The organism is Micromonospora sp. CA-240977, from assembly GCF_050942285.1.
Taxonomy (GTDB): domain Bacteria; phylum Actinomycetota; class Actinomycetes; order Mycobacteriales; family Micromonosporaceae; genus Micromonospora.
The window spans coordinates 1,609,792-1,634,929 of the sequence record NZ_CP192055.1; the positions used below are offsets into that span (position 1 = coordinate 1,609,792).

Consider the following 25,138-nt stretch of genomic DNA (forward strand, 5'->3'; position numbering starts at 1 on the left):
GACCGATGATGGGTTGAGGATTTCATGCTTGCAGATGAGGAATTCTGGCGGCTGGTCGCGGTGCTGGGCGGTCAGCCGGAGGCCCAGGACGACCGTCCGTACGAGCGGTTGACCTCCGTATTGGCGGAAGGGTCGGTGGAGCGCATCATCGATTTCGCCGAGACGCTCGCGTTCAAGCTGTACCAGTTGGACCGCCGGGTGCTCGCTCAGGCCATCGCGCCGGGCGCGGACGAGTTGTCCGATGACGACTTCCTGTACGCGCGCTGCGCGGTGGTGGTGGCGGGGCCGACAGCGTTCGACGCCGTGCTTGTCGACGCGGCGGCGTTCCAGCGCTTCACCAGCGAGGAGGCCGCGCACGCGGAGTCGATTCTCGATGTCCCGTCCAACGCCTACCAGAAACTGACCGGGTCGGAGTGGGATCACGTCGAGGAGTACGACTACGAGACCGGTTCCAACGAACAGTGGTGGTGACCCGACCGAGACTCGCCCGGTAGACGTCGGGTACGCCGAAGGGCGTACCCGACGTCTCGGACGGCTGGCTCAGTTGGGGAGCCGACGCCCAGCACGGACAGCGTCTCCACAGCCTGTGGCATAGCAGATCATCGACTCTTCCGGGTCGTCGTCCACAGGACCGTTCATTGTCCACAGCTCTCTCTTCCGGGCTGGCGGACGGCCCGGCTTCGGCGGAAGGCTGCCGTCATGCGACAGCCATTCGCCCCGCGCATCGGCCCGGTCCGCCATCCCGGGCTGCTCCGCGCCGCGCTTCCCTTCGCGCTGATCGTCCAGCTCTACGGGCTGGTCGTGCTGGTCGCGGCGGGCCCCCGCCGGGCACCGGCGCCGACCGTGCCGGTCGCGGCGCTGGCGTCCGCCCCAGCGTCCGCCGAGCGGTACCGCTTGCCGGTCGACGGGCCACCTCGTCCGGTACGCCGGTTCGACCCGCCGCCCCGGCCGTGGCTGCCCGGTCACCGGGGCGTCGACCTGGCCGCGCCGGCCGGAGCGGTGGTCCGCAGCGCCGGTCCGGGCACCGTGCTCTTCGCCGGCCTGGTGGCCGGCCGACCGGTGATCACCGTGGGGCACGCCGACGGGCTGCGGACCACCCACGAGCCGGTTCAACCGGCGGTCCGCCCCGGTCAGCCGGTCGCCGCCGGCACGCCACTGGGTGAGCTGCTGCCCGGACATCCGGGTTGCCCGGCCGAAGCCTGCCTGCACTGGGGCCTGCGCCGCGGCCCGGAATACCTGGACCCGCTGGCACTGCTCGGCCTCGGCCCGGTGCGACTGCTGCCGGTCGATGGGGCCGGCCCCGCGAGGTCAGCGCTGGACGAGCAGCGCCGGCAGCCGCCCGGCCAGCCGCTCGTACTCGTCGGCGGTGTTGTAGACCTGACCGGTGAGCCGCAGCCACCCCCGGCCGTTCCAACTCATCACCGCCACCTCGGCGGCGAGCCGCTCGCCGATCCGCGTCTGCAACGCCCGCGCCGCGTCGATGGTGGCGGCAGTGCCGGCCGGCAACGGGATGAGGCGCAGAGACACCCCCGGCCCGCCGGGGTCGGGCAGGTCGGCGGGCGGCACCCCCAGCGCGTCCCCCACCACCCGCTGGCCGTACGCGGCGAGCGCGGCGTTGTGCGCCCGTACCCGGTCGACGCCGAGACTGCGCAACGTGAACAGCCCCGCCGGGGCGGCCAGCCAGGACGTGTAGTCCAGAGTCGCCTGCCACTCGATCCGGGCCGGGAAGCCCGACTCCTGCTCCCAGGAGACCACAAGCGGCTCGATCTTGTCCCGCCACTGCGGTGCCACCGCCAGTAGGGCGGTCCCGCGCGGGGCGTACGCCCACTTGTGCAGGTTGCCCACCCAGAAGTCGGCGCCGATGCTGGCCACCGTCGTGGCAAGCATTCCCGGGGCGTGTGCGGCGTCGACCAGGACCGGTATGCCGTGTTCGCGGGCCACCCCGACGATGGCGGCGGTCGGGAAGAGCTTGGCCGTGGCGGAGGTGAGCTGGTCGACGACGAGCAGTCGGGTCCGGCCGGGGCGCAGGCCGGCGCGAACGACCTGCACGACCTGCTCGTCGGTGGCGGCCAGTGGAATCGGCAGGACCCGGCTGACCGCCCCGGTGCGGCGGCACTCGCGCTGGATCGCCAGGCTCACCGCCCCGTACCCGTGGTCGGTGCTGAGCACCTCGTCGCCGGGTCGCAGGCCGATTGACTGGAGCACCACGGCGACGCCGGTCGTGGTGTTGCCGACCAGGGCGCTGCCGTCCGGGTCGGCGCCCAGGAATCCGGCGAGGTGCCGACGGGTGTGCGCGATCCGGTCGATCAGCCCCTGGGTGAAGAAGCGCAGCGGGTTGGCCTCCATCTCGTCGCGCAACCGCTGCTGGGCTCGCTGGACGGCGATCGGGACCGCGCCGAACGAGCCGTGGTTGAGGTGGCTGACCGCCGGGTCCAGCGAGAAGAGCAGGCGGGCGCCCGGAATCGGCTCGGGGGGCTGCGGGACGCTCACGTGATGATCGTAACCGCCGGGGTCGTTCGCCTCCGGGCGCTTGATCAGGCGCGCGGGTGGGCCTGGCGGTACGCCGCGCGCAGGCGCTCCACCGAGACGTGCGTGTAGATCTGCGTGCTGGCCAGCGACGAGTGGCCGAGCAACTCCTGCACGGCGCGCAGGTCCGCGCCACCCTCCAGCAGGTGGGTGGCCGCCGAGTGGCGCAGACCGTGCGGGCTGATGTGGGGCAGCCCGGCGGTCTCGGCGTAGCCGCCGACGATCTGCCGGGCGGTCGTCGGGTTGAGCCGCCCGCCCCGGGCGCCGAGCAGCAGCGCGTCACCGGAGTGGCCGCTCATTAGCGCCGGGCGGCCCCGGCGCAGCCAGTCGTCCAGCGCCCGCTGGGCGGGCACCCCGTACGGCACCGAGCGCTCCCGCCCACCCTTGCCGAACACCCGGATCACCCGCCGTGCGTGGTCGACGTCGCCGACGTCCAACCCGCAGACCTCGCTGACCCGCACCCCGGTCGCGTAGAGCAGCTCCAGGAGCACCCGGTCGCGCAGCGGCACCGCCTCCGTCGCGGCGTCCTTCGCCGCACCGGCTGGTGGCGCGGTCGCGAACGGGGCTTGCCGGGTCGGTGTGTCGTCCGATCCTGGTGGGGTCGTGGGCGGGGCTTGCCGGGTCGGTGCCTCGCCCGATCGTGGTGCGGCCGTGCGCGGGGCCCGCCGGGCCGGCGCCTCGACCAGCGCGGCTGCCTGGTCGGCGCGCAGGACGCTGGGCAACTCCCGGTGCGCACGCGGGCTGGCCAGCGCGGCTCCCACGTCGGCGGGGAGCATCCCGGCCCGGTGCGCCCAGGCGCTGAACGCCCGCGCCGACGCGGCCCGCCGGGCCAACGAGGTACGCGCCGCACCCGTGGTGCGCTGCCGCGCCAGCCAGCTGCGCAGCACCGACAGGTCCAGCTCGGCGAGGTCGACGCAGCCCATCCGTACGGCATGGTCGAGCAGCGAGACCAGATCGGTGACGTACGCGCGGACGGTGTGCGTCGACCGGTTCCGCACCCGGGACAGGTGCTCGGCGAAGTCGTCGACGGCGTCCCGCAGCGCTGGCGGTAGTGCCTGGTGCATGGCCCGGGTGCTCCGGTCGGGCCGGCTCATCGCGGACGCGCCGGTTCGTCGGCCCCGGCACCCGCACTGGCAGCTGACACGCCGCCAGCCTACGGCCGATGGGTGCGCAGCACCGGTCACGATGACGCCGCCGGCGAGGTTTGCGACAGGTCAAGTGGGCGGTGTCGACCGACGGCTCTCACGCCGTACCTCGACGAATCCGACCCCGGCAGCAGAGGCTTCGCGGCTGAACTGGCGGTGTGGGAGTGTGCGACGTACTCGTCCATCTCAGATCGGGGCCTCCCTCTTCCTGACCGCTGGTGGGGAGGCAAGGGCGTAGCCGTCGTCCCGGCGGACCACCATGGACAACTCCTCCAGCAGGGACAGCTTGCGCATAGTGGTGCGCACGTCGAGGCCGGCCCGGGTGGCGAGGGCGTCCACACCTCGGGCTCCCCGGCGGGGTAGCGCCTCCAGCAGTGCGCGCGCGTCGTCGTCGAGCGCGTCGGCGGGCCGCTGCGGGCCCCGCGCCGGCGGGGCCAGGTCCGCGCCGATCCGGCCCACCTCCTCGAGCACGTGTGCCACGCCGGTGACCAACCGGGCCCGTGGGTGGTCGCGGAGGAACTCGTGGGCGCCGACGGACATCGCCGAGGTCACTGGCCCGGGCACCACCATGGCTACCCGATTGGCGTAGAAGGCTCGCCGCGCGGTCTGCGTCGCGCCACTGCGCGCCGACGCCTCCACCACGACAGTGCCCAGGGTGCCCGCGGCGATCACCCGGTTGCGGATCAGGAACCGGGGCCGCAGCGGCTCGGCGCCGGGCGGCCACTCACTGACCAGCAGCCCGGTGTCGGCGATCCGGTCGAAGAGCGCCGCGTTTCCCATCGGGTACGGGCGGTCCAGTCCACAGGCGAGCACCGCGACGGTCAGGCCGCCCGCGTTCAGGGCACCCCGGTGAGCGGCGGCGTCGATGCCGAACGCGCCACCCGACACGACCGTCCAGTCCCGCTCGGCCAGCCCATATCCCAGCTCGGTCGCGACGTGCTGCCCGTAACCGGTGGCCGCCCGCGCCCCGACCACGGCCACCGAACGATCCAGGGCCTCGCCGAGCGGCCAACCACCGCGTACCCAGAAGCAGAGCGGTGGGGCGGTCTCACCGTCCACCCGTCGGGTGACGTCCGGCAGACGCAGCGTGGCCAGGCCGGCAACCCGGGCCGGCCACTCCTCGTCGTCCGGCGTGACAAGTCGGGCGCCGAGCCGGTCGGCGCGCTCCAGCGCCTCGGCGGCCACCGCCCGTGCGTCGCCGCCCGCCAACCGGGCGGCCACCGTGCTGTGCAGCCAGCCGTCCGGGCTGCCCCCGTCGAGCAGCAGATCCAGGGTCGCCACCGGCCCGAGCCGTTCGACCAGGTGGTAGACCGCGCGGGTGCCCGGCTCGGCCAGCCAGGTCAGCGCGACCCGGGCCAACCTGCGGTCTTCGTCGGCACTCACATCGCTTCTCCCGTCCGGAGTTGGATCGCTTCCCGCACGTCGTCCCGGTCTGGCCGGTCCCGACCGTCCAGGTCGGTGATGGTCCAGGCCATCCGGATCACTCGATCGAAGCCGCGTGCCGACAGGGAGCCGGAGTCGAGCCGGCCGCGCAGCTCGGCGGTGACCCGGGCGGGCAGCCGCCACGGCGGTCGACGCAGGTGGAAGCCGTCCACCTCCGCATTGAGCCGTCGGCCGAGGTCCGCCCAGCGGGTCGCTGCCGCCTGTCGGGCCGCCGCCACCCGCGCGGCGACCGTCGACGACGCCTCGACATTGCCGTCGGGTGCCATCAACTCCGCAGCCCGCACCGGCATCAGCCGCACCTGTACGTCGATCCGGTCGAGCAGCGGCCCGGAGAGCCGGCCCAGGTAGCGACGACGGACCAACGCGGTGCACTCGCACTGGGAGTCGCCGGCCGGTTTCGCGCAGGGACAGGGGTTGGCCGCCAGAACCAACTGGGTCCGGGCCGGGTACACGGTGCCGCCCCCGCTGCGGCTCAGCTGGATGCGACCGTGCTCCAGGGGTTGGCGCAGCGCCTCCAACGCGCCCTTGCTGAACTCGGGAGCTTCGTCCAGAAACAAGACGCCTCGGTGGGCCAGCGACACCGCGCCGGGTCGGGCCAGCCCCGAGCCACCACCGACCAGCGAGGGCACCGTCGCGGTGTGGTGCGGCGCCTGGAACGGCGGGCGTCGCAGCAGCCGGCCGCCCGGCGGCAGCAGCCCGGCGACCGAGTGCAGCGCGGTCACCTCCAGCGCCGCGTCGTCGTCCAGCTCGGGCAGGATCGACGGCAGTCGTTCGGCGAGCATCGTCTTGCCGGCACCCGGGGGGCCGAGCAGTGCCACGTGGTGCCCACCGGCGGCGGCCACCTCCAACGCGCGCCGGCCCACCTGCTGCCCGGCGACCTCGGCGAGATCCGGCCCACCGACGACCGGTGTCGGTGTGGCAGCCGGCGGCTCGATCAACGGGGTGCCGTCGCGGACGAAGGCGACCAGCCGGTGCAGGTGGTCCACCGCTCGCACCCGTACCCCCGGGATGACCGCGGCCTCGGCGGCGTTGCCGACCGGGACGATCACCCGCTCGACGCCGGCCTGGGCCGCGGCGGCGACCATCGGGAGCACGCCGCGCACCGGCCGGACAGTGCCGTCGAGCCCCAACTCGCCGAGGACCACCACACCCTCCAGGGGAAGCAGCGGCAGCTCACCCGAGCTGCCCAACAGAGCCGCGGCGATGGCCAGGTCGAAGGCCGAGCCGAACTTCGGCAGCGTGGCGGGCAACAGGTTGAGGGTGATCCGCCGGTTGGGCCAGCGTTGGCCGGAGTTGACAACGGCGGCGCGGACGCGGTCGCGGGCCTCGTGCAGGGCGGTGTCCGGCAGGCCGGAGATCACCACTGCCGGCAGGCCGGCGGCCAGGTCGGCCTCCACCTCGACCAGGTGGCCGGTCACCCCGACCAGACCCACACAGAGCACCTTCGCGTAGCTCATGACGTCGTCACCGGGTCCTTCGGAGTACGCATCTCAGAACGCGCCCTTGAGGTGGTCGACCTGTGCCGGGCCGGCCTCGGGCAGCCGCACCGACAGCACGTCGAAACGCACCTCCTCGGCGGTCGTTCCGGTCTCGGTCAGCCAGCGCGCGGCGAGCCCTCGCAGCCGGCGGGCCTTGGCCGCCACGACCGCCTCGGCCGGGGTGCCGAAGCGGTCATCCCGGCGGGTCTTCACCTCGCAGAAGGCGAGCACCGGCCCGTCCCAGGCGATGATGTCGATCTCCCCGGCCGGGCAGCGCCAGTTTCGGGCGATCGGGCGCAGCCCTGCCTCGGTCAGGTGCCGGACGGCGCACCGCTCCCCGTACGCGCCGACTGCCTGGTTCCGCTTCGTCATGGACGGCACGGTGCCCGCCGGAGGGCGCGTGTCGCGACCCCGCGACGGCTCACCTGTGGATAACCGGCGGCCTGTGGACAACCAGATGATCAAGCCCGCGCCGTGCTAGGGCGCCTCGCCCGACACCGGCCAGCGACTCCCGCGCCCACCCACACTCGGACGCAGCACACCGCGGCCCCCGGCCGGCAGCAGGCCATGCCGACCATCGAGGGGTCACCTGATCAACGCTTGCGTCGACGGGCGGCGCGGTTCGGGCGCGCTTCGTCACTGTCGGCGGCGCGGGTCGGGCCGAAATGGCGCGGGCGTGGCCGGTCGCATACGGTGCCTGACGTGGACGGACGACGGAGCTTTCCGGAAGATCAGGAGTCACGCTGGTACCCCGATGAGCGGGGTCCCGGTTACGGCGAGTCGGAGTGGCGCGGCGCGGGCGAACCGCGGTACCGGGACGGCGAGATCCCCGAGCAGCGTGGCCCCAACGAGAGCCGCTCCGTCGAGGACACCGGCGTCGGCCGCCGCCGAGAGCCGGACTCCGGGCGGTTCGGCGCGGTGGACGCGGGGCGTTTCGGCGGCGCGGCCGAGTCGGATCCGGGTCGGCTGAGCGCGGTGGACACCGGTCGGTTCGGCAGTTCGCCGGAGTCGAACTCCGGTCGCTCCGGGGCTGTCGACGCCCAGTCCGGGCGCTTCGGCGCGAGCGAGGCCGACTCGGGACGGTTCGGCGCGGTCGACCCGTTGGGGGACGTTCGGCCGGAGAGTGACGCTTACCGGGCCACCCGGTCTCGGCGGGCCGACCGGGATCCCTCGGAGATCTCCGGGGAGTTGCCCGGTCGTCGGGCGGCCCAGGAGTCGGCCGGGGCAGGAACACCGCTCACCGTCCGGGACCCTTCGGAGGTCTCCGGGGAGTTGCCCGGTCGTCGGGCCGCCCGAGCGTCGACCGGGACGGATGCGCCACTGACCCTCGGCCGCGAGGAGGCCAGCCGCTCGTCGACACCGGGAGGTGACACGCCGACCGGCGTGCCCGCCGACCAGGCCCGTCCCGTTGCGTTCGGCGGGTATCCGATCATCGAGCCGAGTCGGGGCGGCGACACGCCGCACCCGCTGGAGATGCCGACCGGCCCGATGCCGGGGATCGGCCCCCGCCCGGACCTGCCCGTGGCGGAGCCGTCGACGTACCCCCCGGTGGCTGACGGTGTCTACCGGACCCGCCGGCCGGTGCTGGCCGTACTCTTCGCTCTCCTGGTGTTGATCTTCGAAATTCCCGCGCTGCGGGTGCTGTTGGCGGGCGCGACCGGCGACCCGGTGGACGCCGGGAACGTGGTGGTGGGTATCGCCCTGGTCGCCGGGCTGCCGATCTTCGCGACCGGGCTCTACGGGCTCCGGACCGGCGGTCTGGCGCTCGCCGACGGTGGTCGGGGGTGGCTCCGCCCACCCACGGCCTACCTGACCGTAGGACTGGGGCTCTTCCTCGCCGCCGCGCTCGCGGCCAGCTGATCCGTCGCCGGAGCGGCCGCGGTCCGGCTTCCTGGTCGCGAACTTGATCGACTCGGTTTTCGCGAAGTCGCGGTGTCCGGGTCTGTGGGAGGCAGCGGTTTCCAGGAAACCGAGTCGATCACCGCAGGGCCGCCGCCGCGGCCGCCGCGCGTCCCCATGCACTTCGCACCCCGGGGCGGGTGGACTGGTGGGGGGCGTACACTGGCCAACTGGCGACCGCCTCGTGCGGTCGACCTCGCGCGCCCTCTTCACGAATCGTCGTGAAGCGACGGCCTCCCTGGTCCCGATCTTGGTCGGGTCCACCATGGGTCGGCGACCAGGCGCCAGGACGCCCGGCCACCGGCCGGGCGTGACAACCAGGGATCTTGAGGAGTACCCCAACCATGGCCGTCGTGACCATGCGCCAGCTGCTGGAGAGCGGTGTCCACTTCGGGCACCAGACCCGGCGCTGGAACCCGAAGATGAAGCGCTTCATCATGACCGAGCGCAACGGCATCTACATCATCGACCTGCGCCAGACCCTCGAGTACATCGAGAAGGCGTACGAGTTCGTGCGTGGGACCGTCGCCGAGGGTGGCAGCATCCTGTTCGTCGGCACCAAGAAGCAGGCCCAGGAAGCGATCGCCGAGCAGGCGACCCGGGTCGGCCAGCCGTACGTCAACCACCGCTGGCTCGGTGGCATGCTGACCAACTTCCAGACGGTGTACAAGCGGCTCCAGCGGATGAAGGAGCTGGAGGGCCTGGGTGACCTCAGCGGCACCGCCGCCGGTTACACCAAGAAGGAGACCCTGCAGCTCTCCCGCGAGAAGATCAAGCTGACCCGCACCCTCGGTGGTCTGCGGGACATGCAGAAGCTTCCCGCCGCGGTCTGGATCGTCGACACCAAGAAGGAGCACATCGCCGTCGACGAGGCCCGCAAGCTGGGCATCCCGGTGATCGCGGTGCTGGACACCAACTGTGACCCGGACGAGGTCGACTTCCCGATCCCGGGCAACGACGACGCGATCCGCTCGGCCGAGCTGCTGACCAAGGTCGTGGCCGCCGCCGTCGCGGATGGTCTGATCGCGCGTTCCGGCCGTCGCCGGGGCAACGACGAGAAGCCCGAGGGTGTCGCGAGCGACGAGCCGCTGACCGAGTGGGAGCGCGAGCTGCTGGAGCCGAAGAAGGCCGACGAGTCGGCCGCCCCGGCCGAGCAGCCCGCCGCCGCAGCGACCGAGCAGCCCGCCGCTGCCGCCGCCGAGCAGCCCGCCAGCCCGGAGCAGCCGGCGCAGGCCGCCACCGAGCAGCCGGCGGCCGCCACCGCGGAGTGATCGCACCGTCGCTGCCCCGCCGTCCGTTTTCGCGGACGGCGGGCAGCGGCGGTAGTCCGGGCACGATTCGCCCGGATCCGGGTAACCGGCACCTCTGACCATCCACACGCCGTCTCAACACCGAAGAGAGAGCCATGTCCCAAATCACCGCCGCGGACGTCAAGAAGCTCCGCGACCTCACCGGCGCCGGCATGATGGACAGCAAGAAGGCGCTGACCGAGGCCGAGGGCGACTTCGACAAGGCCGTCGAGATCCTGCGCGTCAAGGGCGCCAAGGACGTCGGCAAGCGGGCCGGCCGTACGGCCGCCAACGGCCTGGTCGCCCACTCCGGCAAGGCGCTGCTCGAGCTCAACTGCGAGACCGACTTCGTCGCCAAGACCGAGTCGTTCATCGCGCTGGCCCAGCAGCTGGTCGAGCACGGCGAGCGCGCCGGCGTGAACAGCGCCGAGGAGCTGCTCGCCACCGAGCTCGACGGCAAGGTCGTCGCGGACCTGATCCAGGAGCAGTCCGCCAAGATCGGCGAGAAGCTGGTGCTCAACCGGTTCGCCCGGGTCGAGGGCACCACCGCCGTCTACCTGCACCGCAAGGCCCAGGATCTGCCGCCGGCCGTCGGTGTGCTGGTGTCGTACACCGGCAAGAGCGACGAGGCGGGCGACGCCGACGCCCGCGGTGTGGCCATGCAGATCGCCGCGATGCGGCCGAAGTACCTCACCCGGGACGAGGTTCCGGCCGAGGTCGTCGAGTCCGAGCGGCGCATCGCCGAGCAGACCGCCCGCGAGGAGAACAAGCCCGAGGCGGCCCTGCCGAAGATCATCGAGGGTCGGGTGAACTCCTTCTTCAAGGACTACGTCCTGATCGAGCAGGCGTCCGTCGCCGACAACAAGAAGTCGGTGAAGCAGCTGCTGGCCGAGGCCGGCATCGAGGTCACCCGCTTCGTGCGGTTCGAGGTCGGCCAGGCCTGAGCCGTCACCGGGCGCCACGTGCGCCCGTGGGCAGAAGACGTCAACGAGGAGGCCGCCGGTGTACGTGACAGGCACCGCGGCCTCCTCGTCACATAGGGTCGGCAGCGGCAGGTTCGCGGTACGCGCCGCACGGGGCGTGCGCGTGGGGAAGGGCGGGGCGGATGACGCAGGTTGTGAGTGACCGGACGCTGGCGATGGACGATCCGACGGCACCGCCGCCGGGGCGCGCCCGCCGGGTGGTGCTGAAGCTCTCCGGTGAGGTGTTCGGTGGCGGCGCGATCGGCGTCGACCCGGACGTCGTCCAGGCCATCGCCCGGCAGATCGCCACAGTGGTCCGTCGCGGCGTGCAGGTCTCCGTGGTGGTCGGCGGCGGCAACTTCTTCCGCGGCGCGGAGCTGCAGAAGCGCGGGATGGACCGGGCCCGCGCCGACTACATGGGCATGCTCGGCACCGTGATGAACTGCCTCGCGTTGCAGGACTTCCTGGAGAAGGAAGGCATCGAGACCCGGGTGCAGAGCGCCATCACGATGGCCCAGGTCGCGGAGCCGTACATCCCGCTGCGGGCGATCCGGCACCTGGAGAAGGGCCGTGTGGTCATCTTCGGCGCGGGCGCGGGGATGCCGTATTTCTCCACCGACACGGTGGCCGCCCAGCGGGCGTTGGAGATCCGGGCCGACGTGGTGCTGATGAGCAAGAACGGCGTGGACGGCGTCTACACCGCCGACCCGCGGATCGATCCCACCGCCAGCAAGCTCGACTCGATCACCTTCTCCGAGGCGCTGCGCCGCAACCTTCGGGTGGCCGACGCGGCGGCGTTCAGCCTCTGTATGGAGAACGGCCTGCCGATGCTGGTCTTCGGCGCGCAGGGTGACGACACCATCATCCGCGCGGTGGGTGGCGACAAGATCGGCACCCTGATCACCGCCTGAGCCCCGCCGACGGCGACGGCAACGGCGGCCCTGACGACTTCCGCAGAGCCCACGACGAGCACAGAAGGAGGCGAGGAGACCGGTGATCGACGACACCCTCCTCGAGGCCGAGGAAAAGATGGAGCGTGCGGTTGAGCACGCCAAGGAGGAGTTCGGCGCCATCCGTACCGGTCGCGCCAACGCCGCCATGTTCTCCAAGGTCATCATCGACTACTACGGCACGCCCACGCCGCTGACCCAGATGGCGTCCATCGCGGTTCCCGAGCCGCGGATGGCCATCATCAAGCCGTACGACAACTCGCAGATCAATGCGATGGAGAAGGCGATCCGCGACTCGGACCTCGGGGTGAACCCGAACAACGAGGGCAACCAGCTGCGCATCCTGCTCCCGCAGATGACCGAGGAGCGCCGCCGCGACATGATCAAGGTGGCCCGGCACAAGGGCGAGGAGGCCAAGGTGGCGATCCGCAACGTCCGCCGCCGTGGCAAGGAGGAGCTGGACCGGATCGTCAAGGACGGTGAGGCCGGCGAGGACGACGGTCGCCGCGCCGAGAAGGAACTCGACGACCTGACCCAGCGCTACGTCGCCAACATCGACGACCTGGTGAAGCACAAGGAAACCGAGCTGCTCGAGGTGTGACGGTCCGCCCGCCGCTCGGGTGCGATGCGCCGAGGCCCGACCCCCACCGGGGGCCGGGCCTCGTGTCGTAGGTCAGCAGGGGATCCGCACGGTGCGGGTGGCTGCGGCGAACTCCTCGCCGGTGTTCGCGTCACGTAGCGAGAAGCGGGCGGTGGCCCGACCCGGGTGCACCGCCGGGCTGATCCGGGCGAAGGCCATCGTCAGTTCGACGGTGCCCCCGTCGCAGACGATCTCGCCGGCGCCGTGTCCCGCGGTGGCCCAGAGGGTCGGCAGGTCGTCCTGCACCAGCGAGGCGGACATGAGGACGATGCCGGCCGGGCAGTGCCGGGCGGTGGCGGTGACGCGGGTCGCGGGGTACGTCACTCCCGGGTCGCCGTAGGGCGGCTCGAACGGGAACAGCTCGCTGGCATGGCGATCGATGCTGATCGTGGTCGGTGCCGATGTCGCGGCGGCTGGCGACGCCACTCCCAGGACCATGGCGCCCACCGTCAGCAGCGCCAGACCGATCTTGTGCATGTGTGTGGCCCTTCCCCCGTGGACACGCCGACCGGCGCCGACGCGCCACCAGCGGACCACGTCCGGCGTTCGCGGTTGTGTACCCGATCGGGCAGGAGACGAGTCGGATCGGTGGCTGCAGATCCGCGTACCGGATGGGTCTGTCCGGCTCCGCGACGGCCCGCGGCCAGGGGCGACGCCCGTCGCCGTGCCTCGTCCGCCGTGCCGGTCCGGCGGGTGCAGTAGGCTCGGCAGGATTCCCGGCCACCGGGCGGTGAACACCGGGGATCGACCGACCGTCGGGGCGGTCAATCGGAGGAACATCGCGCGTGTAGGGGATGCTTGTGGTCTTGCGTCATGTGGTGGTTCTCGCGCCCCGTCGCGGTGCGTGATGTCCCACCCCGACCCCTACGGCAGCGAGCCTCGCGGCTGGGACCGCCCGGAGCGTCCAGTGGCCCTGCCCTGGCCCGAGCAGGACCTGGACGCCGGCCAGTGGAGCCGCCGTCCCACCGCCGGCCCTGAGCTGTACGCCGACCCGCGCACCCGGCCGCACGCCGACCCGCAGCCGACGGACCCGTACGACGAGCGTGGCCGCGCGGTCCGCCCGGAGGACCGCTTCGACGACCGCGACCGGCACGACCGTTTCGACGACCGCGACCGGTACGAGGACGACCGGAACCAGCCCGACCGGTACGACGACCGGGGTCGCCCCGGCCGGTACGGCGATCGTGCGCCAGTCGGCCCGGACGGCGCCCCGACCCGCCACGGTGACCCGGAGCGGCCCGACGAGCCCGGCCGGTACGACGGCCCGCAACCGTTCGACGGGCCGGTCCGCTACCACGCTGACGCCGACTACCCGACCGCGCAGCTCGCGCCCATCGGGGCCGAGCTGGCGCCGGACCTGGAGCCGGCGACCGAGCCGGAGCCGCCGTCCGGTCGGCGGACGAAGGGCCGACGCCGGGCCAGCGTCGATCGACCGGCCACCCAGCAGGTGGGCGCCGGTCGGGCCGGTCGCAACCTGCCGGCGGCGATCGGTGTGGGGCTCGGCCTCGGTGCGCTGATCGTGGTGCCGCTGATCTTCTACCCGTTGGCGTTCCTGCCGGTGATCGCCGCCGCCGTCGCCGTCGGCAGCTGGGAGATGGCGCGGGCGGTCCGCCGCAGCGGCGCGCACCCGCCGCTGGTGCCCCTGATCGCCGGTGGTGTGCTGACAGTGGGTCTGGCCTGGTACGCCGGCCCGGACGCGCTCAGTCTGGGGCTGCTGGTCACCGTCCTCGGCACGATGATCTGGCGGTTGGGTGACGGTCCGGCCGGCTTCCAGCGGGATGTCACGGCGTCCACCCTGATCGCCGTCTACGTGCCGTTCCTCGCCGGTTTCGCGGCGCTGCTCGCGGCGGCCCCCGAGGACGGGTGGATGCGGATCCTGGCCACCCTGATCGCGGTGGTCCTCTCCGACACCGGCGGGTACGCGGCCGGTGTCTCGTTCGGTCGTCATCCGATGGCGCCGTCGATCAGCCCGAAGAAGTCCTGGGAGGGTTTCGCGGGTTCGGTGACCGCCGCGGCCCTCGGCAGCGCGTTGCTGCTGTGGCTGATGTTCGAGCTGGAGCCCTGGTGGGGTGCCCTGTTCGGGGTGGCCGTCTCCGGCGCGGCGGTCCTCGGCGACCTGGCCGAGTCGATGATCAAGCGGGATCTCGGTGTCAAGGACATGAGCAACCTGCTGCCCGGCCACGGCGGCCTGATGGACCGACTGGACTCGATCCTGTTCGCGGTGCCGACCGCCTACCTGCTGCTGGCGATCTTCGTGCCGATGGTGAACTGAGGCATGAATCACGGCGTCCTGGTCAATCGGTTCCGGCGGTCGCGGTCCGTTCGACACCTCCGGACCGGCGGCTGCCGCCGAGGGCGTGACACACTGGACCAGCCATGACGAGCCTGCCGTTGATCCCCGCCCTCTCGGTCGCCCCCGCCGCGCGCCGGGCCTCCATGCCGCCACGACACCTCGCCGATCTGGACCTGGCCGGCCGCCAGGCGCTGGTCACCGAGCTGGGTGAGCCGGCGTTCCGCGCCAAGCAGGTGTCGAACCACTACTTCGGGCGGCTGGTCCGCGACCCGCAGGCCATGACCGACCTGCCCGCGGCGACCCGGCAACGGCTGTCCGAGCAGCTGCTGCCCACGCTGCTCAACCCGGTGCGTGAGCTGGCCTGCGACGACGGCGCGACCCGCAAGGCGCTCTGGAAGCTGCACGACGGCGCGCTGGTGGAGAGCGTGCTGATGGGCTACCCGGACCGGGTGACGGTCTGCATCTCCAGCCAGGCGGGCTGCGGGATGGCGTGCCCGTTCTGCGCTACCGGCCAGGCCGGGCTGACCCGCAACCTGTCCACCGCCGAGATCGTCGACCAGGCGGTGTATCTGGCCGGCGTGGCGGCCTCCGGCGCGGTGGCCGGCTCCCCGCCGCGGCTGTCACACGTCGTGTTCATGGGCATGGGCGAGCCGCTGGCCAACTACAACCGGGTCGTCGCGGCCATCCGCCGCCTGGTCAGCCCCGCTCCGGAGGGGCTCGGCCTGTCCCAGCGGCACATCACCGTTTCCACGGTCGGCCTGGTTCCGGCCATCCACCGACTGGCCAGCGAAGACCTCTCAGTGACCCTTGCGCTGTCGTTGCACGCCCCCGATGATGATCTGCGCGACGAACTCGTGCCGGTAAACCAGCGCTGGAAGGTAGCTGAGGTGCTGGACGCAGCGTGGGACTACGCCGCCCGGACGGGCCGTCGCGTGTCGATCGAGTACGCGATGATCAAGGACGTGAACGACCAGCCGTGGCGAGCCGACCTGCTCGGGCGGCTGCTGGCCGGCAAATTGGCCCACGTGAATCTCATCCCACTCAATCCGACGCCGGGCAGCCGCTGGGACGCGAGCCCGAAGCCGGTTGAGCGGGAGTTCGTCCGTCGGTTGCGCGACGCCGGGGTGTCCACCACCGTACGGGACACCCGAGGTCGCGAGATCGACGGCGCGTGTGGCCAGCTTGCCGCCGCCGAGGACAACGACACCAACACCGACCGCGCCGGAGAGGCACCGGCGTGACCGGGCGTGGCGAACGAGACCAGGAGACATAGTGGCGAGTCAGGGTCAGCGTTTCCGGCGCAAGGCACTCCGCCGGGGATACAAGGTCGACGAGGTGGATGCCTTCCTCGACCGGGTCGAGGCGACGCTCGACGGCCGGCAGGTCGGCGCGCCGGTGGCCTCCCAGGAGGTCCATGACGTCGTCTTCCGGGTCCGCTTCAACGGCTACGACGAGTGGCAGGTCGACCTGCACCTGGACCGGGTCGAGCGGCAGTTGGCCGAGCTCGAGGAGCGGACCAGCGCCGGTCGCGGTGGCGACCCCCGGATGGGTGACCGGATGGGCCCACCGGATCGCATGGGGCCACCGATGCGCGATGACCGGGGCATGATGCCGCAGCCGATGCCGCCCCGGCCGATGCCCGCGCAGGCCGGTCCGCCCGCCGACCGCTACGGTCGCTACGACGAGCCGACCGGTGCCTTCACCGGTGGGTACGACGCCCCCCGGGGTGGCTACGACGCGCCGCGCGGCCCGGCCGGCCCCGGCCCGATGGGCCCCGGCGGCCCGATGGGTCCCGGCCCGATGGCGGGCCACGGTCTTCCGCCGCGCGGCCTGCCCGCCGGCCCCAGCGGCTACGGCCCCGACGACCAGCGTGCGCCCGGTGGGTACGGTCCGGACGACCAGCGCTCTCCCGGCGGGTACGGCCCGGACGATCACCGCGCTCCCGGCGGGTACGGTCCGGACGACCAGCGCGCGCCCGGCGGCTACCCCCCGGAGGAGCCGCGCTTCGACGGCTTCGAGGCCGGGCGGCACGGCCGCACCGACATGACCGCCGAGATCCGGATGCCGGAGCGGGACCTGCGCGACATGCGCCGGGGGCCTGCCGGTCCGCCTCCGCTGCCGCAGCAGGGCATGGGTGGGCCGCCGATGGCCGGTCCGCCCGCCGTCGCCGGTCCGCCGATGGGTGGTCCGCCGATGGGTGGCCCCCCGATGGCCGGCCCGCCCGGCAGTGATCTCTACCGGGTCGACCAGATCCGGCGGAGCTTCCAGGTGCGACGCTTCGGCAGCGGGTACGACCCCGACCAGGTGGACCGGTTCTTCGAGACCCTGCTCGGCGGCATGCAGCGCCGCAACCCGATGCCGGTCGACCCGAAGGACCTGGACACGCTCCGGTTCGGTCTGGTGCCCGGCGGCTACTTCGAGGCTGAGGTCGACGCCGCGCTCAAGGACGTGCAGGACATCCTCTTCGGGCGCTGACCCCGACGCGTACGGACGAGGGCCCGTCCCCCGGGTGGGGGCGGGCCCTCGGCGTTGTCGTCCGGTGCGGGTCGGGTCAGGAGCGCAGACCGTTGCGCCGCAGCACGACGTCGCCGATCACGATGATCAGCAGCAGCGCGGCCAGGCCGATCAGCCAGATGTCCTCGACACTGCCCTCGTGGTTGCCGCAGATCATCGCCAGCAGCACCAGTGCGGAGAGCACGGCGCCGATCTGCCCGGCCTTGCGGTGCCCGGGCTTGTGCTGGTCTGGCGACGTTACCGGCTCGCTTCCTGCCACTGTCGGTCCTTCCCTCGCGATCGGATCTTTGGTTAGTCTGGCACGCCTCGTGCCGGCCCCGGCGCAGGGTCCGACCAGAAGAGGGGACGGCATGAGCCGCGAGGAGGATCGGGCCCTGCTGAAGGCCGCCTACGAGGCGTTTGAGTCGGAGGACTGGTCGCGGGCGAGCGAGCCGCTGGAGCGGTTGGTGCGGCGGCACCCCGATCACCCCAAGGCCGGGGTCTGGTGGTACGACGCGGCGCTGGCGTACAAGTTCCAGCGCAACTGGGCGAAGGCGTACGAGCTGGGCCGTGAGGCGGCGGCCCGCGCGGACCGGGACGCGCAGGATCCGGCGTACTGGAACCTCGGCATCGCGGCGACGATCATGGAGGACTGGGCGACCGCCCGGGACGCCTGGCGCGGCTACGGGCTGACCGTGCCGGACGGCGACGGCGAGATCGTGGCTGACTTCGGGGTCGCCCCGATCCGCCTCGACCCGGCCGGCGGCGGCGAGGTGGTCTGGGCGCGGCGGCTCTGCCCGACCCGAGCCCGGGTCCTGAACGTGCCGACCCCGGAGTCGGGCCGCCGGTTCGGTGAGGTCGTGGTGCACGACGGCGCTCCGGTCGGCGAGCGCGAGGTGAATGGGCAGACCTTCCCCGTCTTCGACGAGCTGCTGCTGTTCCGGGCGTCAGCGCTGCCAACCACCACCGTCCACGTCAGGGCCGAGACGCCGGAGGACGTCCGCGCGCTGTCGGCGCACTTCGACGAGCACGGGTACGCGGCGGAGCCGGCCAGCGGCACGCGGATCCTCTGCTCCTGTTGTTCCGAGGGCACCGTGTCGCAGGAGACCTACCATCAGGTCGCCGGCGGGCAGCAGGTGAACGTGGCGGCGCCGGCCGACGAGATCACCCCGCTCATGGACGCGTGGTGCGCGGCCGCGCCGGCACGGCGGAGCTGGACGCCGCCGACCGCGCCCTGACCTGCGGTAGACCGGTCGGCTGAGCGCTTTTGGGCTGGGCCGAACGGCACTACCGGCGTCGCGGGGTGGCGGTCAGACTGCCTCCGGTAGCGTTTGGCGTACACCTGATTGTCTGTTTGAGGGGGACTGTGCGGTGCGAGTGACCGGAACCGGGCACGCCAGCATGCGGATCGACACGGCCGCGGGCAGCATCCTGTGCGACCCGTGGGTCAATCCGGCCTACTTCGCCTCGTGGTTCCCGTTCCCGGACAATTCTCTGCTCGACTGGGACACTCTGGGCCAGGTCGACTATCTGTACGTCTCCCACCTGCACCGGGACCACTTCGACGCGAAGCACCTGCGGGATTTCGTCTCCAAGGACGCCACCGTCCTGCTCCCCGAGTTCCCCACCTCGGAGATGGAGGACGAGTTCCGGGCGCTGGGCTTCACGAAGTTCCTGAAGACCCCCAACGAGCAGGTGGTGGAGCTGCCCGGCGGTTTGAAGATCATGATTCAGGCGTTGACCAGCCCGACCGACGGGCCGATCGGCGACTCCTCGCTCTGGGTCGAGTACGACGGGGTGCGGCTGCTCAACCAGAACGACGCCCGCCCCACCGACCTGAGCGTCTTCGCCGAGTTGGGGCACGTGCACGCGCACCTGCTCCAGTTCTCCGGGGCGATCTGGTACCCGATGGTCTACGAGTTGCCGCAGGCGGCGAAGACCGCGTTCGGCAAGCAGAAGCGCGACAGGCAGTTCGACCGGACCTGGCGCTACATCGACGACCTGAAGGCCGACCACGTCTTCCCGATCGCCGGCCCCCCGTGCTTCCTCGACGACGAGCTGTGGCAGTTCAACGACATCCACGGCGACGAGGGCAACATCTTCCCCGACCAGTCCGTCTTCCTGTCGGAGTACGCCAAGGTCGGCGGCACCAACGGCATCGTGCTGCTGCCGGGCAGCGTCGCCGAGGTCACCACCGAGGGCGCGAGCACCACCCACCCGGTGCCGGTCGAGGAGTTCTTCGCGAACAAGGCCGCCCACCTGGAGGAGATGCGGGAGCGCAAGCGCCCGATCATCGAGGCGGAGAAGGCGTCCTGGCGGCACCCCGAGGTGGACGTGCTGGGCGAGATGAAGCGTCGGATCGAGCCGCTGCTCGACGAGTCGATCTACCTGGCCAAGGGCGTGGGCGGTCCGGTCCGCTTCGACCTGGTCGGCTACGACGGCGAGAGCGTCGAGTCGATCGTTGTGGACTTCCCGGGCAAGGAGGTCCGGCCGTACGCCGACGAGAAGGTCCGCTACCGGTTCCGGACCGAGCGCTCGCTGATCGAGCATCTGCTCTTCATCGACGAGGTGGACTGGGTCAACTCGCTCTTCCTGTCCTGCCGGTTCTCGGCAGCCCGGATCGGCCAGTACAACGAGTTCGTCTACGCGTTCTTCAAGTGCCTCTCCGAGGAGCGACTCCAGTACGCCGAGGGCTGGTACGACGAGCACGAGCGCAGCACCGACGCCGAGGACATCACGCTCGGCGACTGGGTGGTGCAGCGGCGCTGCCCGCACCTGAAGGCGGACCTGACCCGCTTCGGCATCGTCGAGGGTGACCAGCTCACCTGCCAGTTGCACGGCTGGCGCTTCGACCTGCCCTCCGGTCGGTGCCTGACCAGCGTCGGCCACAAGGTCCGCGCCCACCGCGTCGACGCGGAGACGCCGGCCCCGGCGGGCGAAGCCCTGAGCTGACCCCCGCCCCGCGATCCTGCACTGTCGGCGGGAGCAAAGTTCGGCAATCGCCCCGGAACGGCAGCCGAAAGTGCACGATCGCGGGGAGGGGAGCGCGAGCGACGCACCACCGAGAGCGGGGCGGGCGTGGCGGGGATGGACGCGCGGGAGAACGAGTACCGGTACGGACCCGGCCGGGAGAAGGCCCGGGACGCCGCCCGGGTGGAGACGTTCAGCGACGGCGTCTTCGCTGTCGTGCTGACGGTGATGGCCGTCGAGCTGCTCCAGACCGGCCCCGCCAGGGAGAGTGGGCGAGAGCTGCCGGACGCCCTGGCCCACGCCTGGCCGTCCTACCTGGCGTATGTGATCACCTTCGCGCTCGCCGGGCAGGTCTGGCTCGCCCACCACAACCTGTGGCGGTACGTGGTCCGGGTCGATCAGATGCTGCTGGTCTTCAACCTCGGCGTCCTGCTCTTCATCGCCACCATCCCGTTCACCGCCGACCTGCTGTCGGACAACCTGCGCGGTGGGGCGACCGAGCAGCGACTGACCGCCGCCCTGTACCTCGGCACCGTGCTCGGTGAGGCGATCTTCGTCAACCTGAGCTGGTGGTGGGCCCGCCGGCGTGGGCTGCTGCATCCCGACCTGGATCCCCGGCTGACCCGGGCGATCGCACGCCGGGTGCTGCTCAAGCCCCTGCTCTACCTCGTCGCCTTCGCCGTCGTCTTCGTCGACCCCATCCTCAGCCTCTGCGCGTACCTCCTGCTTGTCGGCTACTACCTGATCGGCGGCCCGGGTGATCTGCGGCCGTCCGCCGGCCCGAGCGGAAACCGGTCAGCGGCCTAGGTCGGCGAGGATGCGTTGGGCGGCGTTGTGGCCGGCCGCGCCGATCACGCTGCCGGCCGGGTGGCAGCCGGCGCTGCCGGCGTACACGCCGTCGACGCCGGTGGCGTAGGGCATCCGGTCGGTGAACGAGACGGTGTTGTCGACGTGGTGGATGTGCCCACCGGTGATGCCGAAGTGCGCCTCGATGCCGGGTGGGGGCAGCGGCACCGCGTCGGCGATCAGGTCACCGGTGCCGGGGGCGTACCGTTCGACGATCTCGATGAGCCGGTCGACGTAGCCGGGCAGCTCCGCGTCCCAGGTGGTGCCGGCCAGCTCGTAGGGGACCGACTGGACGAAGAGCGCCGACGAGTGGTGCCCGGCGGGGTCGGAGAGCGACGGGTCGACCGTGGTGTGCAGGTACCACTCGATTGTCGGCTCCGCCGGCAGCCGCCCGGCCGCCACGTCCGCCCACATGTCGCGCAGCGCGGTCATCGGCGACGTGCCGTCCCCGCCGACAAGCGACGCCGAGCCGGGCAGCAGGTGGATGGTCGAGCCGAACGGGCTCGGCGCGCCGGCCGGCAGGCAGGAGAACCGCGGCAGCCCGGTGAGCGCCAGGTTGAGTTTCAGGGTGGTGCCGGGCCGGCGGACCGCCGCCATCCGTTCGCCGAGCGGCGCCGGGAGCGCGCCGTCGGGCAACAGGTCCATCAGCCGGTACGGGTCACACGCGCCAAGCACCACCCGCGCGGCGACCTGCCGACCGTCGGCCAGCACCACTCCGCTGGCCGCGCCACCGTCCACCGTCACCGCGCTCACCGGCGTACCGGTCAGGATGGTCGCCCCGGCGGCACGGGCGGCGTCGGCGAACGTGCGGGAGACGGTGCCCATCCCGCCCTCGGCGATCATCCAGGTGCCGCCCGAGCCGGGCAGCCGGCACATGTTGTGCACCAGGAAGTTGTGGCCGGTGCCGGGGTCGTCCGGGCCGGCGTTGAGCCCGGACAGGCCGTCGGTGACCGCGTACATGCTGACCAGCAGCTCCGAGCGGAACTCGAACCGGGCCAGGTAGTCGGCGACCGAACCCTGCACGAGGTCGACGAAGACCTGCCGCAGCGCCGGCCGGACGTGCCGCTCGGCGGTCTCCCGCACGCTGAGCGGCTCCGCCAGCCAGGCCGGGGCGAGGTCCTCGCGCAGCGCGGCAAGCTCGGCCTGCATGGCGTCGTCGGCGGCCACGTCGGCGGGGGAGAAGAACTCGGCGAGCTGCGCCCGGGTGGCGGCGGTGTCACTGCCGAAGAGCAGGTACGGCGAGCCGAGGCCGCCCGGGGTGGGCAGGAAGTAGTGCGGGTCGCGGCGCAGCACCGGGATCCGTACGTCGAGCGTGGCGAGCAGCTCCGGGGGCATCAGCCCGAGCAGGTACGAGCCGGTGGAGTGCCGTAGCGCGGGCACCTTCGGGAACGGGTTCTCGGTGCGGGTCGCGCCGCCGAGCACGTCGGCGGCCTCCAGCACCAGGACGTCCAGACCGGCGCGGGCCAGCAGGACGGCGGAGACCAGACCGTTGTGCCCGGCGCCGACGATCACCACATCGGCGCGACCCGGATTCTCACTGCTCATGCCGCGGCAGCCTAGTCCGCGCCGTCGACCAGGGCACCCCTTTCGCCGCCGGCTCCGGTGCTGCTGCCGGCTCCGGTGCTGCCGCCGGCCTCGGTGGTGGGTAGGCGGATGGTGAAGGTGGAACCCCGGGTCGGGGTGCTCGTGGCGTTCACCGTGCCGTGGTGGGCCTCGGCGAGTTTGCGCACGATGGCGAGGCCCAGACCGCTGCCGCCGGTCTGCCGGCTCCGGGACTTCTCGGCCCGCCAGAAGCGGTCGAACACCCGGGGCAGGTCGTCGGCGCTGATTCCGCTGCCGGTGTCGGTGACGGTGATGACGACCTCGGCGTCCGCCTGGTCGGCGCTGATCGTCACGCGTCCGCCCGGCGGGGTGTGCCGCACGCCGTTGGCGACCAGGTTGCCGACGGCCTGGCGCAGCCGCACCGGGTCGGCGTCCACCTGCGGGTCGGCCTCGGTGTGCAGCAGGATGGCGACGCCGGCCCGGTCCGCCTGGACCCGGTACGCCTCCGCCACCTGGGCCAGCAGGTCGGCGAGGTAGACCTGCTCGCGGTGCAGCCGCAGCGCGCCGGCGTCGGCCTGGGCCAGATCCTGTAGATCGGTGATCACATGTTGGAGCAGTGTGGCCTCCTCCAGGAGCGAGGAGATCAGCCGACGGTCGGGGGCTGCGACGCCGTCCTCGACCGCTTCGAGCCAGCCGCGGATGTTGCTCACCGGGGTACGCATCTCGTGGGCGATGTCGCTGACCATCGCCCGGCGCAGCTGCTCCAGCCGCTCGCGTCGTTCGGCCATGTCGTTGAAGGCCTCGGCCAGCCGGGCGATCTCGTCGCGACCGGTGACCCGGACCCGGGCGGAACCGTCACCGTCGCGCATCCGCTGGGCCGCCCCGGTCAGGGCGTGCAGCGGCCGGGTCAGCCCGATGCCGGCGAGGACTGTGCAGCCGACCGCCACCAGCAGGACCAGACCGGCGACCGCGACGATGCGGGCCTGGTTGGCGCGGGACAGGTCGAAGGTGGTCGACGGGTTGCCGCCCGGATTGCTGACGAAGAGGGTCGCCGCCGGGGCCACGTAGGGGAGCAGTTGCTCCCGTCGACTGGTGCCGACACAGGCGCTGACCGCCAGGTTGTGCTGCTGGTCGACCTCGGCCGCGCTCCGGGAGTCACCGGCCGTGCTGGCGGCCGGCTGCCTCGTCCAGGTCCAGTTCAGGTCGACCCGCACGGCGGGCAGGTGCCGTCGGGCCAGGCAGGTGTTCACCAGGGCGTTGAGCTGGGCGAGCGCTTTGCCCTCGGTGGCCGTGCGAGTCGCCAGGTCCGCTCTCTGCTGGGTGCACAGGGCGCTGTCGGTGAGGTCGGTGCCGGGGGTTTCGATCCGTGGTCGGCCGGTGGGGCCGTCCACCACGACGGCCTCGATCTGCGCGCGGCCCCGCAGGCACCGCACCGCCTCGGCCGCCCGCGACCGCAGCGCCGTGCGCTCCTCGGCCGGGAGCAGGTACGGGCCGGTGGTACGCGGGTCGATTCGGCTTGTGGTGCCGCCGTCAGCGCCGGTCGCCGGGGTGGTGCCGGGCCTCAGGGTGCTGTCGACGGCGAGCGCGTCGACGGTCGCGGAGGACGTCGTCGGGAGCGGACCCGCGCCGGGCGCCGAGTCGGCGATCGGTACGCCGGCGTCGGTGGTCAGGGCGATCCGTCGGTCGACGGACTGCGCGAGCGGTCGAAGGGTCTCCTCGACCCCGTCCCAGCCGGGGTGGGTCGCCGCGTACGCGAGCAGCGTGTCGTAGATCCGCGCGTCGTCGGCGAGCGCCTGCCCCTGCTCCTGGCGGATCGCCCCGGTGGTGGTGCGGACGGCCAGCCAGGCGGTGGCCGCGATCGAGCCGACGGCGATGAGGACGGCCAGGGCCAGCAGCCGGAGCAGCAGGCTGCGGCGTAACGGAACCTCACTCGACACGGTGTGGCTCCTCGACCAGCTTGTAGCCGACGCCGTACACGGTCACCAGGCGGGTCGGCTTGCGCGGATCGGGCTCGATCTTCCGGCGGAGGTTCATCACGTGCATGTCGACGGTCCGGCTGGTGATGTACCTGTCGAACCCGTGCAGGTAGCTCAGCAGCTGGTCCCGGGTGAACGCCCGAGCGGGCTGGGCGGCCATCGCCTGGAGCAGTTGGAACTCGCCGGGGGTGCAGTCGACGACGTGCCCGTCACTGCGTACCTCGTGGCGGACCGGGTCGACGTGCAGGGCGCCGACCCGCAGCACCGGGTCGGTCTGCCGCATCGTCCGCTGGCTCCGGCGCAGCAGGCTGCGGGCGCGCGCGACCAGCTCACGCGGGCTGTACGGCTTTGTCAGGTAGTCGTCGGCGCCCAGGTCGAGGCCGAGCAGCAGGTCGTCCTCCGTCGAGCGGGCGGTCACCATGAGCACCGGCAGGTCGGACTCCCGGCGCAGGATGCGGCAGACGTCCAGCCCGTCGACCTTCGGCATCATCACGTCGAGGATCAGCAGTGCCGGCGGTCGTTGCCGGATCCGCTCCAGCGCGGCGCGCCCGTCGCCCACCACGAGCACCTCGTGCCCCTCGCGTTCCAGGTAGCGGCGAGCCAGCTCCGCCTGCTTCTGGTCGTCCTCGGCTACCAGCACGTACGCGCACACGGCAGCGACTGTACGGGGCCCGGATCTGCTTGCA

The 25,138-nt window shown here is 72.3% G+C and carries 22 protein-coding genes and 1 pseudogene; 13 read left to right on the top strand and 10 right to left on the bottom strand.

The window, feature by feature from the left end; all coding sequences use genetic code 11:
- Positions 1-24 precede the first annotated feature (24 nt).
- Together ACQPWW_RS07555 and ACQPWW_RS07560 are read left to right on the top strand one after the other, a co-directional pair.
- A complete protein-coding gene (locus tag ACQPWW_RS07555) occupies positions 25-471 on the top strand; it encodes a DUF4240 domain-containing protein (RefSeq protein ID WP_433130474.1) in 447 nt (148 codons plus the stop codon).
- 228 nt (positions 472-699) lie between these two features.
- Positions 700-1,388, top strand: a pseudogene (locus ACQPWW_RS07560) (murein hydrolase activator EnvC family protein).
- Here the strand turns inward: ACQPWW_RS07560 and ACQPWW_RS07565 are convergent.
- The 5 genes from ACQPWW_RS07565 to ACQPWW_RS07585 all read right to left on the bottom strand — a co-directional run bounded on the left by ACQPWW_RS07565 (position 1,309) and on the right by ACQPWW_RS07585 (position 6,964).
- The gene (locus ACQPWW_RS07565; RefSeq protein WP_433130476.1) at positions 1,309-2,490 is read right to left on the bottom strand and encodes an aminotransferase class V-fold PLP-dependent enzyme; all 1,182 of its coding nucleotides are present in this window, start codon (positions 2,488-2,490) and stop codon (positions 1,309-1,311) included. The pseudogene ACQPWW_RS07560 and the gene ACQPWW_RS07565 overlap by 80 nt on opposite strands.
- 44 nt (positions 2,491-2,534) lie before the next feature.
- A complete protein-coding gene (locus ACQPWW_RS07570) occupies positions 2,535-3,620 on the bottom strand; it encodes a tyrosine-type recombinase/integrase (protein ID WP_433130478.1) in 1,086 nt (361 codons plus the stop codon).
- Positions 3,621-3,857: 237 nt separating this feature from the next.
- Positions 3,858-5,054: a DNA-processing protein DprA gene (locus ACQPWW_RS07575; RefSeq protein WP_433130480.1), complete on the bottom strand. Its 1,197-nt coding sequence runs from the start codon at positions 5,052-5,054 to the stop codon at positions 3,858-3,860.
- The gene (locus ACQPWW_RS07580; protein WP_433130482.1) at positions 5,051-6,571 is read right to left on the bottom strand and encodes a YifB family Mg chelatase-like AAA ATPase; all 1,521 of its coding nucleotides are present in this window, start codon (positions 6,569-6,571) and stop codon (positions 5,051-5,053) included. The genes ACQPWW_RS07575 and ACQPWW_RS07580 overlap by 4 nt, the downstream gene beginning before the upstream one ends.
- 33 nt (positions 6,572-6,604) lie before the next feature.
- On the bottom strand, positions 6,605-6,964 hold the full coding sequence (locus ACQPWW_RS07585; protein ID WP_433130485.1) for a YraN family protein: 360 nt from the start codon (positions 6,962-6,964) through the stop codon (positions 6,605-6,607).
- A 330-nt stretch (positions 6,965-7,294) separates the two neighbouring features.
- Here ACQPWW_RS07585 and ACQPWW_RS07590 point away from each other — a divergent pair, with 330 nt between their 5' ends.
- The 5 genes from ACQPWW_RS07590 (at position 7,295) to frr (ending at position 12,293) form a co-directional block, all read left to right on the top strand.
- Positions 7,295-8,452, top strand: coding sequence for a hypothetical protein (locus tag ACQPWW_RS07590; RefSeq protein WP_433130487.1), 1,158 nt, complete (start codon positions 7,295-7,297; stop codon positions 8,450-8,452).
- 383 nt (positions 8,453-8,835) lie between these two features.
- Positions 8,836-9,762: a 30S ribosomal protein S2 gene (gene rpsB, locus ACQPWW_RS07595; protein WP_433130489.1), complete on the top strand. Its 927-nt coding sequence runs from the start codon at positions 8,836-8,838 to the stop codon at positions 9,760-9,762.
- A 134-nt stretch (positions 9,763-9,896) separates the two neighbouring features.
- Positions 9,897-10,724, top strand: coding sequence for a translation elongation factor Ts (tsf, locus tag ACQPWW_RS07600; RefSeq protein WP_433130491.1), 828 nt, complete (start codon positions 9,897-9,899; stop codon positions 10,722-10,724).
- Positions 10,725-10,885: 161 nt separating this feature from the next.
- Positions 10,886-11,653 carry a UMP kinase gene (gene pyrH, locus ACQPWW_RS07605; RefSeq protein ID WP_238433181.1) on the top strand — a complete coding sequence of 256 codons (768 nt, stop codon included), beginning with the start codon at positions 10,886-10,888 and terminating at the stop codon, positions 11,651-11,653.
- Between the two features lie 82 nt (positions 11,654-11,735).
- On the top strand, positions 11,736-12,293 hold the full coding sequence (frr, locus tag ACQPWW_RS07610) for a ribosome recycling factor (protein WP_204943784.1): 558 nt from the start codon (positions 11,736-11,738) through the stop codon (positions 12,291-12,293).
- A 72-nt stretch (positions 12,294-12,365) separates the two neighbouring features.
- Here frr and ACQPWW_RS07615 read toward each other — a convergent pair whose 3' ends face one another.
- Positions 12,366-12,809 (bottom strand): hypothetical protein, encoded by a 444-nt coding sequence (locus ACQPWW_RS07615; protein ID WP_433130494.1) that lies wholly within the window; start codon positions 12,807-12,809, stop codon positions 12,366-12,368.
- A 370-nt stretch (positions 12,810-13,179) separates the two neighbouring features.
- On the opposite strand from ACQPWW_RS07615, the gene ACQPWW_RS07620 reads away from it, so the two are divergent.
- The 3 genes from ACQPWW_RS07620 to ACQPWW_RS07630 all read left to right on the top strand — a co-directional run bounded on the left by ACQPWW_RS07620 (position 13,180) and on the right by ACQPWW_RS07630 (position 17,100).
- Positions 13,180-14,604, top strand: coding sequence for a phosphatidate cytidylyltransferase (locus ACQPWW_RS07620; RefSeq protein ID WP_433130496.1), 1,425 nt, complete (start codon positions 13,180-13,182; stop codon positions 14,602-14,604).
- 104 nt (positions 14,605-14,708) lie between these two features.
- Complete coding sequence (gene rlmN, locus ACQPWW_RS07625; protein ID WP_433130498.1) at positions 14,709-15,866, top strand: 23S rRNA (adenine(2503)-C(2))-methyltransferase RlmN; 1,158 nt, start codon at positions 14,709-14,711, stop codon at positions 15,864-15,866.
- Between the two features lie 31 nt (positions 15,867-15,897).
- The gene (locus ACQPWW_RS07630) at positions 15,898-17,100 is read left to right on the top strand and encodes a DivIVA domain-containing protein (RefSeq protein ID WP_433130500.1); all 1,203 of its coding nucleotides are present in this window, start codon (positions 15,898-15,900) and stop codon (positions 17,098-17,100) included.
- A gap of 76 nt (positions 17,101-17,176) precedes the next feature.
- Here the strand turns inward: ACQPWW_RS07630 and ACQPWW_RS07635 are convergent, their stop codons facing one another.
- Positions 17,177-17,398 carry a DUF2631 domain-containing protein gene (locus ACQPWW_RS07635; RefSeq protein ID WP_433130502.1) on the bottom strand — a complete coding sequence of 74 codons (222 nt, stop codon included), beginning with the start codon at positions 17,396-17,398 and terminating at the stop codon, positions 17,177-17,179.
- 91 nt (positions 17,399-17,489) lie between these two features.
- Between ACQPWW_RS07635 and ACQPWW_RS07640 the strand changes: the two genes are divergently transcribed.
- The 3 genes from ACQPWW_RS07640 to ACQPWW_RS07650 all read left to right on the top strand — a co-directional run bounded on the left by ACQPWW_RS07640 (position 17,490) and on the right by ACQPWW_RS07650 (position 20,895).
- Positions 17,490-18,356 (top strand): tetratricopeptide repeat protein, encoded by an 867-nt coding sequence (locus ACQPWW_RS07640; RefSeq protein ID WP_433130504.1) that lies wholly within the window; start codon positions 17,490-17,492, stop codon positions 18,354-18,356.
- Positions 18,357-18,489: 133 nt separating this feature from the next.
- Positions 18,490-20,070 (top strand): Rieske 2Fe-2S domain-containing protein, encoded by a 1,581-nt coding sequence (locus ACQPWW_RS07645; RefSeq protein WP_433130507.1) that lies wholly within the window; start codon positions 18,490-18,492, stop codon positions 20,068-20,070.
- Between the two features lie 135 nt (positions 20,071-20,205).
- Complete coding sequence (locus ACQPWW_RS07650) at positions 20,206-20,895, top strand: TMEM175 family protein (protein ID WP_433130509.1); 690 nt, start codon at positions 20,206-20,208, stop codon at positions 20,893-20,895.
- Here the strand turns inward: ACQPWW_RS07650 and ACQPWW_RS07655 are convergent.
- The 3 genes from ACQPWW_RS07655 to ACQPWW_RS07665 are packed head-to-tail and all read right to left on the bottom strand — an operon-like array spanning position 20,884 to position 25,104.
- Entirely contained in the window at positions 20,884-22,479 is a 1,596-nt protein-coding gene (locus ACQPWW_RS07655; protein WP_433130511.1) for a phytoene desaturase family protein, read from the bottom strand. The two genes, ACQPWW_RS07650 and ACQPWW_RS07655, sit on opposite strands and share 12 nt — an antisense overlap.
- Before the next feature lie 11 nt (positions 22,480-22,490).
- Positions 22,491-24,413: a HAMP domain-containing sensor histidine kinase gene (locus ACQPWW_RS07660; RefSeq protein ID WP_433130513.1), complete on the bottom strand. Its 1,923-nt coding sequence runs from the start codon at positions 24,411-24,413 to the stop codon at positions 22,491-22,493.
- Positions 24,403-25,104 (bottom strand): response regulator transcription factor, encoded by a 702-nt coding sequence (locus tag ACQPWW_RS07665; protein WP_433130515.1) that lies wholly within the window; start codon positions 25,102-25,104, stop codon positions 24,403-24,405. The genes ACQPWW_RS07660 and ACQPWW_RS07665 overlap by 11 nt, the downstream gene beginning before the upstream one ends.
- Positions 25,105-25,138: the final 34 nt, after the last annotated feature.

What these genes read in the sequence shown, in the direction of transcription:
- tsf (WP_433130491.1), top strand. Translation starts at nt 9,897, where the DNA reads ATGTCCCAAATCACCGCCGCGGACGTCAAGAAGCTCCGCGACCTCACC.
- ACQPWW_RS07640 (WP_433130504.1), top strand. Translation starts at nt 17,490, where the DNA reads ATGAGCCGCGAGGAGGATCGGGCCCTGCTGAAGGCCGCCTACGAGGCG.
- ACQPWW_RS07585 (WP_433130485.1), bottom strand. Translation starts at nt 6,964, where the DNA reads ATGACGAAGCGGAACCAGGCAGTCGGCGCGTACGGGGAGCGGTGCGCC.
- rpsB (WP_433130489.1), top strand. Translation starts at nt 8,836, where the DNA reads ATGGCCGTCGTGACCATGCGCCAGCTGCTGGAGAGCGGTGTCCACTTC.
- ACQPWW_RS07615 (WP_433130494.1), bottom strand. Translation starts at nt 12,809, where the DNA reads ATGCACAAGATCGGTCTGGCGCTGCTGACGGTGGGCGCCATGGTCCTG.
- pyrH (WP_238433181.1), top strand. Translation starts at nt 10,886, where the DNA reads ATGACGCAGGTTGTGAGTGACCGGACGCTGGCGATGGACGATCCGACG.
- rlmN (WP_433130498.1), top strand. Translation starts at nt 14,709, where the DNA reads ATGACGAGCCTGCCGTTGATCCCCGCCCTCTCGGTCGCCCCCGCCGCG.
- ACQPWW_RS07555 (WP_433130474.1), top strand. Translation starts at nt 25, where the DNA reads ATGCTTGCAGATGAGGAATTCTGGCGGCTGGTCGCGGTGCTGGGCGGT.
- ACQPWW_RS07580 (WP_433130482.1), bottom strand. Translation starts at nt 6,571, where the DNA reads ATGAGCTACGCGAAGGTGCTCTGTGTGGGTCTGGTCGGGGTGACCGGC.
- ACQPWW_RS07650 (WP_433130509.1), top strand. Translation starts at nt 20,206, where the DNA reads ATGGACGCGCGGGAGAACGAGTACCGGTACGGACCCGGCCGGGAGAAG.
- ACQPWW_RS07570 (WP_433130478.1), bottom strand. Translation starts at nt 3,620, where the DNA reads ATGAGCCGGCCCGACCGGAGCACCCGGGCCATGCACCAGGCACTACCG.
- ACQPWW_RS07620 (WP_433130496.1), top strand. Translation starts at nt 13,180, where the DNA reads ATGTCCCACCCCGACCCCTACGGCAGCGAGCCTCGCGGCTGGGACCGC.
- ACQPWW_RS07655 (WP_433130511.1), bottom strand. Translation starts at nt 22,479, where the DNA reads ATGAGCAGTGAGAATCCGGGTCGCGCCGATGTGGTGATCGTCGGCGCC.